This window comes from Citrobacter sp. wls718 (genome assembly GCF_005280945.1).
Classification (GTDB): Bacteria; Pseudomonadota; Gammaproteobacteria; order Enterobacterales; family Enterobacteriaceae; genus Citrobacter; species Citrobacter gillenii.
The window spans coordinates 32759-44722 of the sequence record NZ_SZWV01000016.1 but is presented as its reverse complement, the minus strand read 5'-3'; the positions used below and the strand labels follow the sequence as shown (position 1 = coordinate 44722).

Below are 11964 nucleotides of genomic sequence, written 5' to 3'. Positions count from 1 at the left end.
CGCTCACAAACAGAGCGGCACAGCGGATTTTCGCGATTAATCTTCAGCGAGCCGGATCACAACCTTGCCAAAGTTTTTCCCGGTCAGCAGACCAATAAAGGCTGCCGGAGCATTCTCCAGCCCCTCCGTAATCTGTTCCCGGTACTGGATTTTGCCTTCTTTGACCCAGCGTCCCATCTCCTGCTGGAACTCATGAATGCGATGACCGTAATCCTGACCAATAATAAAGCCCTGCATCCGGATGCGCTTTTTCAGTATGGTGGCCATCAGCAGCGGTAAGCGGTCGGGACCTGCCGGTAACGCCGTGGCGTTATAACCGCTGACCAGCCCACACACCGGAATGCGCGCAGAGGTGTTGAGTAACGGCAGCACCGCGTCGAAGACTTTGCCGCCAACGTTTTCATAATAGATGTCGATCCCCTGCGGACAAGCCTGCGCCAGCTGTTGCGCGAAATCAGGCGCATGGTGATCGAGGCAAAGATCAAAGCCGAGCACCTCGGTGGCATGACGGCATTTTTGCGCTCCACCGGCCACGCCGACTACCCGACACCCTTTGAGTTTGCCAATTTGCCCGACGGTTGCGCCTACCGGCCCGGTGGCTGCTGCCACCACCAACGTCTCTCCGGCTTTAGGTTGGCCGATATCCAGCAGCCCCATATACGCGGTAAAGCCCGGCATGCCTAACAGACCTAACGCCCAGGATGGATGTTCAGGGTTATCGCCTAATTTTACCAACCCGCTACCATCGGAGATGTCGAAATCCTGCCAGCCGCTGTAGCTCAACACCCATTCACCAACGTGATAATCAGGATGATTTGATGCCATCACCCGGCTGACGGTACCGCCGACCATCACCGAGCCAATCTCCACCGGGGGAGAATATGAAGGCTCATCGCTCATGCGACCGCGCATATAGGGATCGAGAGACAGATACACGTTGCGCAGTAAAACTTGCCCTTCCCCGTGAGTGGCGACAGCACCCTCTTCCAGACGGAAATTACTGAGTACCGGAGCGCCATGGGGGCGTGAAGCCAGTACCCAGCGGCGATTGCGTTGCAGTTGTTGACTCATTGATGTTCTCCTCTGCTTTTGGCATGAATTCATCAATAGTAGACGCCCCGCGCTAGCGATGCTTTCACATTAATTGCCGACGGCGTTTAACCGCACAACCAGATAAACACAGGGTTGTGCGGTTTCATTAATAAATCGGCAGTCATTCGGCGGGCCGAGTTCCAGACAATCACCGGCCTTCATTTCGTGGCGCGTGTCCCCTTCGACAAACACTAACTCCCCCTGCTGCAACCAGATTAGCTGTCTGGCCTGCACGTAGGACGAAGCGGGCATGGGAATGTCGCTCCCGGCTGGCAGTTCTATCTGCACCAGATCGATGGGCAGATCGCTGCGCGGGGAGACGTGGCGGCGCAGATAATGGCTTTGCGGATCGTGCCAGACTGGCTGGTTGGCGAAGCGCAGCAGCTTGCCCTCCTGCATTTCAGCCCGTGCCATCAGCGTTGACATGCTGATGCCAAACGCCCCGGAAAGCCGCCCCAGCAGCGTTGCCGTTGGACTGCTCTCGCCACGCTCAATTTTATGGATCATGGCCCGCGACACGCCCGCGCGCTCGGCAAGTTCCGTCAGCGACCAGCCGCGAGATTCCCGTTCTATGCGAATTCTTGCACCGATCCGTTGATTTATGCTGTCTTCAATAGTATTCATATTGTAATACTATAGTGAACAATACCTGAGGTTCAACATGTCAATTCGCTTTGCCAGTAAAGAAGACTGCGCCGCCATTGCAGAAATCTACAATCACGCGGTGCTGCATACGGCGGCTATCTGGAACGATCAAACTGTCGATGCCGAAAACCGTATATCCTGGTACGAAGCCCGGCAAATACTGGGGTATCCGGTGCTGGTGAGTGAAGAGAATGACGTGGTCACCGGGTATGCGTCTTTCGGCGACTGGCGTAATTTTGATGGTTTTCGTCATACCGTTGAGCATTCGGTGTATGTGCATCCGGATCATCAAGGCAAAGGCCTGGGGCGCGCATTACTCAGCCGGTTGATTGATGAGGCCCGCAGGTGCGGTAAGCATGTGATGGTCGCGGGCATTGAGTCGCAGAATCAGGCATCGTTGCACCTGCACAGCACGCTCGGTTTTGTCTTAACCGCGCAAATGCCGCAGGTGGGGACGAAGTTTGGCCGCTGGCTGGATCTGACCTTTATGCAGCTACAACTGGACGATCGCCGCGATCCGGACGCACGCGGATGAACTCGACGCTAACCCTCTCCTTTCTGATTGCCGCCGGCATCGGTCTGGTGGTGCAGAACACCTTAATGGTACGTATTACTCAGACCTCTTCAACCATTCTGATTGCCATGCTGCTCAATTCGCTGGTGGGTATTGTGCTGTTTGTCAGCATTCTGTGGTTTAAGCAAGGTATGGCGGGGTTTGGTGAGCTGGTTTCCAGCGTACGCTGGTGGACGTTAATTCCCGGTTTATTGGGTTCGTTTTTTGTCTTCGCCAGTATTAGCGGCTATCAAAATGTGGGGGCTGCCACCACCATTGCGGTGCTGGTTGCCAGTCAGTTGATTGGCGGTCTGCTACTGGATATCTTGCGAAGCAACGGCGTACCGCTGCGTGCGCTGGTGGGGCCAGTTTGTGGCGCGGTGTTGCTGGTAATCGGCGCCTGGCTGGTGGCCAGACGCGCGTTTTAACTGCCTGATGGCGCTTTGCTTATCAGGCCAACGGAATATGCCTGTAGGCCGGATAAGGTGTGAGCACCGCCATCCGGCAAGGAAATATCAGAGAATAGTGCCACCTTTGGTGAGCTGCTCGCGGCGGGCTTCCATATCCTCTTTATACTGACGACCATGATGCGCAATCGCCGTGCGCAGACGCTGTTGCTGGGTGTAGCGATCTTCCCGGCTCAGTTCTGCATCATCGCTGAGCGCAATCAGCAGTTCGTTCATATGCGTAATGACGCTCTCTTCAATGGCGGCGTCGACGCGGGCGCTGACCTCATCCAGGTGCGACATACTTTCTCCTTAACTGATTAATTTAATTTAGCTTTTGAAAAATCACTGCCCATCAGGCTAACGCTGTATCCGCTGACGTTACTGCGTGTGGCATAAAACGTTTTGCCGTTTGCCAGCGCGATCCACGGCGCCTGCTGGTAGAAAATCTCTTGCGACTGCTGGTAAAGCGCGGCACGTTCTTGCGGCTTGCTCACCTGTTTCGCCTTTTGCACCAGCGCATTATACGCTTTATCGCACCAGCGTGCGGCGTTGGATCCGGTTTTAATACTGTTGCAGCCCAGCAGGACATCAGCGAAGTTATCCGGATCGCCGTTGTCAGACATCCAGCCAAACAGCGCGGTTTCGTGCTCGCCCTTACGCATTCCGGAGAGGTACTCACCCCACTCCCAGGAAACGATTTTCGCCTTCACGCCAACCTTCGCCCAGTCGCTTTGGATCATCTCAGCGATCCGACGGGAGTTCGGGTTGTACGGACGTTGAACCGGCATCGACCATAGCGTCGCCTCAAAACCGTTCTCCAGCCCAGCTTTCTTTAGCAGTTCTTTCGCTTTTTGCGGGTCGAAATCGTAGTCTTTCAGATCGTTGTTGAAGCCCAGCATATTCGGCGGAATCGGTGATTTTGCCACCGTGCCTGAACCTAAGAAGACGGCGTTAATGATCGCTTTTTTATCGGTCGCGTAATTCAGCGCCTGACGTACCAATACGTTATCAAATGGTTTTTTCTCGGTATTAAATGCCAGATACCCGACGTTCAGTGCGTCGACCGAATGCAGCGTCAGGTCGCTGTTTTTCTTAATTTCCTCAAACTGCACCGGCGCTGGCGCGGGAATTATCTGGCACTCATTGGTTTGCAGTTTTGCCAGTCGCGTTTGCACGTTTGGCGTAATGGCGAAGATCAGGTGTTTGGTCGGAACGTCACCATCCCAGTAGTTCGGGTTGGCCAGATAGCGGATCTGTGAATCCTGCTTATACTGTTGCAGCACGTAAGGTCCGGTGCCAATCGGCCAGGTATCGACGTTTTCCGGTGTACCTTTTTTCAGCATCTGGTCGGCATATTCCGCAGAGAGAATGGACGCGAAGTCCATCCCCCAGTCGCCCAGAAACGCCGCATTAGGTTCGTTCAGCACAAACTGGACATGATAATCATCAACCTTCTTCACCTCTTTGATCAGCTTGTCCAACCCGACATCGTTGAAGTACTCATAGTTACCCTGCGAGACGTTATGGTACGGATGATCGGCATCTTTCTGACGTAATACCGAGAACAGAACGTCATCCGCGTTGAAATCACGGGTCGGTTTGAAGAATTTATTGCTGTTGAACTTCACGCCCTGACGCAGGGTAAAGGTATACGTCAAGCCATCCGGGGATATCGTCCAGTCGGTAGCCAGAGACGGCACCGGGGTATTTTTCACCGGATCAAAGTTAATCAGTCGGTTATACAGCACCTGAGAACTGGCCACAAACGACGGACCGGAGCTGGCGATTTGCGGGTTAAAGGATTCGGGAGACGCTTCAGAGCAGTAGATAAGGGTGTCGGTATTGGCAGCAAATGCAGCACCGGTTGGTAATCCCGCGCTGAGCGCCAGCGCGAGCAACGTTTTCCTTGCAATCATTGTTGTATGCCTTCTTATTTTATTATTCAGCTCATTATCAGAGCATAGCTGACAAAAACTGACTAATAACAAATCACTATCAGGTTATTCTTATCCGGTGGTTTTCGCTGATTAATTCGACAGCACCGGTGAAATAATTTCCCTTAAGTCTTTTTCAAAACGTCAAGATTTTTCCCCGTGCTCTATGCCATGAAAATTCGCCCCTTTTTGCCTCTCTTCCACCGTTTGCTCGCGTTTATAAGCCGTAAAGTAGATGTGTGAAGAAGTCTAAGGGATAACAACGTGGCAAAAACTCTCTTGCGCAGCGGCAATTTGGATGACTATCAGGCCGTGGGCGGCGGTGGTCAGGCCGTTTTTGATTCAGCATTGCAAATTCGTGAAACGCTTCGTCTGCGAAAACAGCAGGCCATGGCCGATTGTCTGGCGATCCCGCAAGTCAATGATAATGGCGATCGGGTTGACTGGTATTCCCCGATTGAAGGACAAGCCGTCGCCTGGAAAGCCGCTGATGAAGACGCGCGCTTTCGGGCATTACGCTATCTGGCCAGCACGCTGGACAGCGCGGCGACTCTCAGTCGTAAAAGCCTGCAATCGGTTAAAACCTCGCTGCAATTGTTTGGATCTCTGCTGGAAAAGGCAGTTCAGTTTCCTGGGGAAAATCACGTTTTTCTGGTTGATGGCAAACCGGTGATAACGTTCTGGGGATTCGTCAATCTGAACGAAAACACGCGTGACGATGTGCTCGACTGCTTGCGGATTGCCGATGTTCCTCCGGTCATGCCCGCACCGCAAGCCGAACCTGAAGAAGATATGGTCGTCCCGGAAATCACCTTTGCCGAAGCCGATGCACCTTTACTGACTCCGGTCGTGGAAACACCCAAGCCCGCAGAACCTGAACCGCAGCCCCCGGTCATCGTAAATGAACCCGAGGCCTCACCACCGCCCATATTGCCAACACCTGCGCGTAAACTGCCGCTGTGGAGCCTGCCGGTTGCCGCGGTCATTATTGCCGCTATCGTTGGACCGTTACTGTGGAAACAGCAGGCGACACGCCCTGCGCCCGCGCTGCAGCCGATTGAGGTTGCGAAGGTCGACATCAAGCCGCTACCCGTACTGACACCTTCGCTGCCGCTGCATCGCGCGGAAGTTGTCCCGGTGGTAAAAAAAGAGAAGCCTGCCGAGGGGCCGGTGGTGATTGCCGCGATCCCGAAAGATGCGCTGGTCATGGACGCGAACCAGATGAAGGTCGGCACCACCCGCTTCCTCAACGGTAACTGGCGCGTGATGGTCGACATCAAAGATCCGGTCAGCGGTAAAGCGCCCTCGCTGCGTTATCAGATCCAGACCAATAAAGGCACTGCGCGAGTCGTCCACGGCGACAATGTGGTGTGTCGTGCGGAGATTTTCTCCGGTCTGCACCAGTCGGGTGAATTAATGATTAAAAGTCGTGGGAACGCGCGTTGTACGGACGGCTCGCGTTATCCGATGCCGGAAATCACCTGTAAAGCGGGAACCAACGACGTAGCCGCCTGTACCGCACGTTATGACGATCACGCGGAGATCCCCATGACCATCAAAAAGATAGGTGCCTGATTTTATGTTGGTGAATCTGTGTGATTACAAACAGAGTGTGACGCTCATTGCCAATAGCGGCGTACAGTTTCTGGATTTTGGCCTGACGCCGCAGGAATCCGCGCATCACGGGCGCTTTGTGCGCAAAACGGCCAACGGCCCGCTGCTGCGACTGGATTTCGACCTGACAACGGGCCGCTATACGTTACCAGGTAGCACTGGCGGGCAACCCGAAGTGGTCAAGCCAGAAAGCACCCAGACATTACATTATTCACTGGACGTGCTCGACGGCGTCTGGCTGCCGCTGCCGTTCCTGCGCTTTAACCCGCCGCGCACATTTGTCGAAGGCCCGGATAACTGGGCGCGCGTACAGGTGCGCAAGCTGGCACAACCGGACAGTGCGGGCAACACGCACCGTGTGACCGTGGCGCTGGACAGCCAGTTAACCGAGCATGCCCCCGCCGTATTGACGCCAAATGAAAACGATTTGCTCAACGGCACGCGATTTGCGCTGGCCTGGCACGATAAAGAAATCGCTGATTTTCTCGACCAGACGTGGATTGACGGCTGGCTGCGCGAGTCTTTTTTGCACTATGTGACGCAACAAGAAAACCGCGCCGAACAAGAGATCCAGCTCGCGCTGCGAAATTTCGAATATCAGGCGCACTGGCTGAATGTGCTGACCCTGTTAGGCGAGCAGCTTGCCATTCCGGAAGTAAAGCTGGTGACGCACACCCTTAGCACCCCGGCCATTCCCGTCGATCTGATCTTGGATATCGGCAATACCCATACCTGCGGCGTATTGATTGAAGATCACGGTGACGCCAATGACGGGCTACGCCAGACGGCAGAATTACAGGTCCGTTCATTAAGCGAGCCGCAATACCTCAACGATCCGCTGTTCACTAGCCGACTGGAGTTTTCCGAGGTGCGTTTTGGGAAACAGCACTTTTCCGTGGAGAGCGGTCGTGACGATGCCTTCATCTGGCCGTCGATCGTTCGTGTCGGCGATGAAGCCCGCAAACTGGCCATGCAGCGCGTCGGCACCGAAGGCAGCAGCGGGATCTCCAGCCCGCGTCGGTATCTGTGGGATGAAACACCGGTGTTGCACGACTGGCGCTTTAGCCAGATGAATGGCAAAACTCAGCGCGAACCGCTGGCAACTGCCTTCCCGCTGATGAATCTGATGAACGATGATGGCCAACCGCTGTTTAGCCTGCCGCAGGATGACCGGCTGCCGGTATTCTCACCGCAGTACAGTCGCAGCACGCTGATGACTCATATGCTGTGCGAAGTTCTGGCGCAGGCGCTGGGGCAAATTAACAGCGTGGCGACACGTCTGCGCCTTGGTTTTCCGGCCTCGCCTCGCCAGCTGCGTACGCTGATCCTGACCCTGCCGTCGGCGATGCCAAAACAAGAGCGTGAGATCTTCCGCCTGCGCATGTTTGAGGCTATTGCATTAGTGTGGAAAGCGATGGGCTGGCATCCGCAGGATGACGATTTTACCACCCGCAAGCAGCAGGAAAAAAGCGTGGTCCCCGTCCCTGAGATCCAGATGGAATGGGATGAAGCCAGCTGTGGGCAGCTGGTTTGGCTATACAATGAAGCGATTTCACACTACGACGGGCACACCGAATCGTTCTTCAACGCCCTCGCCCGCCCGGACCGCCTGCCGGAACCGGGTGAAGTCAACGGTCGCGCCCTGCGTGTGGCATCAATCGACATTGGCGGCGGCACCACGGATATGGCCGTGGTCCATTATCAGTTAGATGATGGCGTGGGGGCGAATGTCAAAATCACTCCGCATCTGTTGTTTCGTGAAGGATTCAAGGTTGCCGGGGATGACTTGCTGCTCGATGTTATCCAACGCTGCGTGCTACCTGCCCTGCAAACCCGCTTACAACAGGCGGGGGTTACCGACGCCGCCGCCCTGCTTGCCACGCTGTTTGGCGACTCCGGGCGCATCGACACCCAGGCGATTTTACGCCAGCAAACGGCGTTACAGCTGTTTATGCCGCTCGGGCATGCGGTGCTCTCCGCGTGGGAGCAAAGCGATGTTAACGACCCGGTAGCGGGGCTACATGCCACCTTTGGTGAACTGCTGGCCCAGCCGCCAACGCGCAACGTGATGAACTATATCCAGCAGGCCATCGATCATGCGTTGCCTGCGGGCTCGCCGGTTTTTGACGTGCTGAGCGTGCCGCTGCAAGTGCAGTTCAGGCCATTACAGGAAGCCTTGCTGGCCGGGCAGTTTACCCTGACCTCTCCGCTGCACGCCGTGTGTGAAGCCATCTCGCACTATCGTTGTGACATTTTACTGGTAACCGGCAGACCCGCCTGTTTACCAGGTGTACAGGCGCTGATTCGTCATCTGCAACCTGTTCCGGTTAATCGTATGATTTGGATGGACAGCTACCGCGTGCATGAGTGGTATCCGTTTAGCCAGCAAGGGCGCATTGGCAATCCGAAGTCCACCGCCGCCGTGGGCGCCATGCTGTGCAGCCTGGCGCTGGATTTGCGTCTGCCGCGTTTTAACTTTAAGGCCGCCGATATCGGCGCGTACTCGACGGTACGCTATCTCGGCGTGTTAGATAACACGGTTAATACACTGCGCGATGAGAATATCTGGTATCACGATATCGACCTCGACAAGCCAGGCGCAAAGCTGGACGCCCGCCTGAATTTCCCGCTGCGTGGCAATGTGACGTTAGGTTTCCGCCAACTGGAGAACAGCCGCTGGCCCGCCACCCCGCTGTATACGCTCAGTATCAACTCTGCTGAGCTGGCGAAAACCATCGCCGGTGATGGCGTATTAAATGTGCGTCTGCAATTACGTGGCGGTAGCAAAGAGACCGGCCCGGAATACTTCGTCCTCAGCGATGCCTGGCTGCAGGATGGCACACCCGTTGCCGCTAACGCCTTAACCTTAAAACTGAATACGCTGGCAGACCGCCGCCACAGCGGCAGCCATTACTGGATTGATAGCGGGAGTGTGTACCTGAAATGAGCAAGACGTTAAACACCGCACAGGCCGCCATCGAATGGGTAACGGACGTACGTACACGCGCGGCACGCCTGGATGATGAAGCAGATTCCCTGCTGGCTCAGCTCACGTTAGCCGCGGTCAATGAAACCGCGCTCAATGAGACATTCGCCGCGCCGGGTTGTGTGGGATTGTACGGCCACTCACAGGCGGCGAAAGCGCATTTGCTCTGCGCATTGTGCAGCGATTCGGGTGGCAAACTGAACATCATCACGCCGGATCGCAGCATCGATTACTTTACGCACATTAACCCCGGCCATGCGCCAACCAACATGGCTATTCGCTTCACCCGCGACGAAACCCCATTGGACAGCGCATGGCCGCTGCGCCTGCGGTTGATGAGCGAGGCGGAGCTGGTTCAGCTGTTTATCGCCCAGTTCTGTGCGTTACCTGACAACCGTCAGGTTGAAAAAGCGATCATTGAGACGCGGTTAGAAAAATGGCAGACGCTGCGCCAGCGCCATCCTGTGCCGGGGATCTGCGCACAAGACGTGGCCACCATCGCGCGTTTCTGGCGTTCTCGTGTTCCCTCAAACCAGCAGCAAATTGACGATGCGCTGTGGCACCAGTTTGCCATGCTGCTTCCGGCACTGGATCTCACCACCCGGGCACATGCCTGGGCATTACTGTGGGGAGAACAGCCAGAACTCACGCAGCAGTTTCTGGCACTGGCGCATACGCTGCAGCAAACCGGGCATGCCAAAGAATTAGCTGCGCCGTTTAGCCTGCTGGTCGACCATTTCGGCTTGCCCGCCGAAAGCTTTCTCACTCAGGCGGCACTGGCCGGGAACGACGCGCTAAGTGATGTGGTGGTGCATCCCATTGCCGAAAATCAGTTGCTTAATGCGGTCAGCCTGTCACTGGAATCACTGGCGCTGTTGACCCGCGAACTGGTACTGACGGTAGAAGACGCGGTGCTGGAGAGCGCGGACCTGCTGGATATCCCCCTGGCACCGGATGCGCATCCACACCCGCTATGGCAAGCAAAATTAGGGTGGATGCTGGAGCATTACCGCCAGTGTCTGCAACCCGATGTGTTAGTCATCTGCAACGCGGTATCCACCCGTTCGCAGACGCCGACCGTCACCCGCACACTACTCGGTTGGATCAACGATACCCAACCGCTGCACGATGCTGCGTTACCGGGCGTGGTGTGGGCCATTACCCCACAGGATGCACGTTTTAGCACCCAGCAGAACCTCGATGAAGCCGTTCAGCAATTACTGGGCAAACCCGGACTGCACTGGGGCACGCTGCAGGCGCTGGATAAGCACAGTTTACAGCGGCTGGTTGAATGGTTGTCGCAGGCCACTTCGCCCGCTCAGCGTCAGGCTCGGTTTATCTCTCTGCACGAGCAAATCCAGCAGCGAATTCGCGCCACGTTAATGAGCTGGCTACACACGGATGACGAGACGACCGGGGCGAGTGAATCACTTATTCGCCAGTTGCAAGCTCAGGCGGCAAAACATGGCGAGCTGCTGGAGGGACTACTGCCGCCTATGCGCAGCGTGGAATCGTTGTTACGTATTCAACAACCGCGTGAGGAGCAGGTTAGCGGCTTATTTAATGATACGATCGACCTGTTTGCTGACGCGCGAGATACGTCTCACCCGCAAGAGAGTGAAGAGACCGGATACCTGGCGCATAAAATGTGGATCAACCATGTGCGCCAGTGGTGTCGTAATGAGAATAACGCGCGTCGCCTGCACCTGGAGCCGGAAACTTTAAGGCAGGTTGCTGACATCCTGGTGACCACCAGTTACCGGCTGGAGATGCCGCAACGCCTGCACGCTATTATGCAGCGCGAGAACGTCTGCGCAGCGCAGCTGCACGCGGATATCGGTGATTTTATTACCTGGCTTGGGTTTGCTCGCGTTGCCGAGGAACAGCGCCCTGCCAGCAGGATCCTAAAAGGTGCCGCTATCTTTAGCGCCCCGCCGCAACAACCGATGCGTCGACTGGCAAAACTGGACGAGCAACCTCGGCATGGTGCCAGCCGATACGTGTATGACTGGTTGGTTGCCCTGTACACCCGCGCCAATGAAAACGTCGGCTATCAGCATCCGCTGGACGTGACTGACGCTGACAGGTTGCGATTAATCGCGCTGCTAAAGGCCTGACGACGTCATTAGAAAAGAGAAAACAGGAGTGCGACGGGAAAGCTCATCAGCCACGTCGCCCCGACTAATACCGCGCTGAGAAAGCGAATACGCTTTTTATCGCGCGATAGAAACCAGGTGATGATAGCCGCGATGGCGGCCATTACCGCATAAAAAACCAGCATGTTTTGGTACAAAGACATTTAGGGCATCCGGGCCAGAAGGGAAAATCGCGCGCAATATGCTCTTTTTTATGACGCACATCAAGTTTTATTCATTTTTTTAAGAAAACTGGCGAGAAAACAACCGTTCTCCGTAATGTTCAGATTTCGTACTATTGCGGATAGTTTTAACCCGTACTATACCCATAAGGGTTAAATCGAAAGGTGGCAAAAATGAATGTTTCCAGTAAAACCGTAGTACTGATAAATCTCTTTGCTGCTGTAGGACTTTTCAGCCTGATATCCGCAAGGTTTGGCTGGTTTGCTTGATGTGACTCTTGTTGATTAATTGCAGCGTCTGCTGGCAGAGAGAACATTCTCTCTGCCATTGATGTGCGATCTTCCCACTGCTTCACCTGCCAGTAAATTATCCT

11 protein-coding genes are annotated in these 11964 nt (G+C 55.2%); 6 read left to right on the top strand and 5 right to left on the bottom strand.

Annotated features, from left to right (window positions below):
• Positions 1-36: 36 nt before the first annotated feature.
• A complete protein-coding gene (locus FDW95_RS03130) occupies positions 37-1071 on the bottom strand; it encodes an NADP-dependent oxidoreductase (protein WP_115258462.1) in 1035 nt (344 codons plus the stop codon).
• 69 nt (positions 1072-1140) lie between these two features.
• Positions 1141-1716 carry an XRE family transcriptional regulator gene (locus FDW95_RS03125; RefSeq protein ID WP_096756995.1) on the bottom strand — a complete coding sequence of 192 codons (576 nt, stop codon included), beginning with the start codon at positions 1714-1716 and terminating at the stop codon, positions 1141-1143.
• A 37-nt stretch (positions 1717-1753) separates the two neighbouring features.
• Between FDW95_RS03125 and mddA the strand changes: the two genes are divergently transcribed.
• Both mddA and FDW95_RS03115 read left to right on the top strand, forming a co-directional pair.
• Positions 1754-2272 (top strand): L-methionine sulfoximine/L-methionine sulfone acetyltransferase, encoded by a 519-nt coding sequence (gene mddA, locus FDW95_RS03120; RefSeq protein WP_096756994.1) that lies wholly within the window; start codon positions 1754-1756, stop codon positions 2270-2272.
• A complete protein-coding gene (locus FDW95_RS03115) occupies positions 2269-2718 on the top strand; it encodes a DMT family transporter (RefSeq protein ID WP_096756993.1) in 450 nt (149 codons plus the stop codon). Before mddA ends, FDW95_RS03115 begins: the two co-directional genes overlap by 4 nt.
• A gap of 87 nt (positions 2719-2805) precedes the next feature.
• Here the strand turns inward: FDW95_RS03115 and FDW95_RS03110 are convergent, their stop codons facing one another.
• Together FDW95_RS03110 and FDW95_RS03105 are read right to left on the bottom strand one after the other, a co-directional pair.
• Positions 2806-3039 carry a YdcY family protein gene (locus tag FDW95_RS03110; protein ID WP_096756992.1) on the bottom strand — a complete coding sequence of 78 codons (234 nt, stop codon included), beginning with the start codon at positions 3037-3039 and terminating at the stop codon, positions 2806-2808.
• 17 nt (positions 3040-3056) lie between these two features.
• Positions 3057-4655 (bottom strand): ABC transporter substrate-binding protein, encoded by a 1599-nt coding sequence (locus FDW95_RS03105; protein ID WP_115258461.1) that lies wholly within the window; start codon positions 4653-4655, stop codon positions 3057-3059.
• Positions 4656-4937: 282 nt separating this feature from the next.
• Between FDW95_RS03105 and FDW95_RS03100 the strand changes: the two genes are divergently transcribed.
• From FDW95_RS03100 to FDW95_RS03090, 3 genes are read left to right on the top strand one after another with little or no spacing between them, the layout of a single operon-like run.
• Positions 4938-6248, top strand: a complete 1311-nt coding sequence (locus FDW95_RS03100; RefSeq protein WP_115258460.1) for an SrfA family protein — start codon at positions 4938-4940, stop codon at positions 6246-6248.
• Positions 6249-6252: 4 nt separating this feature from the next.
• Positions 6253-9234, top strand: a complete 2982-nt coding sequence (locus FDW95_RS03095) for a virulence factor SrfB (protein ID WP_115259943.1) — start codon at positions 6253-6255, stop codon at positions 9232-9234.
• On the top strand, positions 9231-11390 hold the full coding sequence (locus tag FDW95_RS03090) for a virulence factor SrfC family protein (RefSeq protein ID WP_115258459.1): 2160 nt from the start codon (positions 9231-9233) through the stop codon (positions 11388-11390). The genes FDW95_RS03095 and FDW95_RS03090 overlap by 4 nt, the downstream gene beginning before the upstream one ends.
• A gap of 8 nt (positions 11391-11398) precedes the next feature.
• On the opposite strand, the gene FDW95_RS03085 is transcribed toward FDW95_RS03090, so the two are convergent.
• The gene (locus FDW95_RS03085) at positions 11399-11572 is read right to left on the bottom strand and encodes a GhoT/OrtT family toxin (RefSeq protein ID WP_137363409.1); all 174 of its coding nucleotides are present in this window, start codon (positions 11570-11572) and stop codon (positions 11399-11401) included.
• Between the two features lie 192 nt (positions 11573-11764).
• Here FDW95_RS03085 and yncL point away from each other — a divergent pair, with 192 nt between their 5' ends.
• Positions 11765-11860: a stress response membrane protein YncL gene (gene yncL, locus FDW95_RS03080; protein WP_115258458.1), complete on the top strand. Its 96-nt coding sequence runs from the start codon at positions 11765-11767 to the stop codon at positions 11858-11860.
• Positions 11861-11964 lie beyond the last annotated feature (104 nt).

Coding starts and splice junctions, on each gene's coding strand:
- FDW95_RS03130 (WP_115258462.1), bottom strand. CDS start 1,071: ATGAGTCAACAACTGCAACGCAATCGCCGCTGGGTACTGGCTTCACGC.
- FDW95_RS03085 (WP_137363409.1), bottom strand. CDS start 11,572: ATGTCTTTGTACCAAAACATGCTGGTTTTTTATGCGGTAATGGCCGCC.
- FDW95_RS03105 (WP_115258461.1), bottom strand. CDS start 4,655: ATGATTGCAAGGAAAACGTTGCTCGCGCTGGCGCTCAGCGCGGGATTA.
- FDW95_RS03095 (WP_115259943.1), top strand. CDS start 6,253: ATGTTGGTGAATCTGTGTGATTACAAACAGAGTGTGACGCTCATTGCC.
- yncL (WP_115258458.1), top strand. CDS start 11,765: ATGAATGTTTCCAGTAAAACCGTAGTACTGATAAATCTCTTTGCTGCT.
- FDW95_RS03110 (WP_096756992.1), bottom strand. CDS start 3,039: ATGTCGCACCTGGATGAGGTCAGCGCCCGCGTCGACGCCGCCATTGAA.
- mddA (WP_096756994.1), top strand. CDS start 1,754: ATGTCAATTCGCTTTGCCAGTAAAGAAGACTGCGCCGCCATTGCAGAA.
- FDW95_RS03115 (WP_096756993.1), top strand. CDS start 2,269: ATGAACTCGACGCTAACCCTCTCCTTTCTGATTGCCGCCGGCATCGGT.
- FDW95_RS03125 (WP_096756995.1), bottom strand. CDS start 1,716: ATGAATACTATTGAAGACAGCATAAATCAACGGATCGGTGCAAGAATT.
- FDW95_RS03090 (WP_115258459.1), top strand. CDS start 9,231: ATGAGCAAGACGTTAAACACCGCACAGGCCGCCATCGAATGGGTAACG.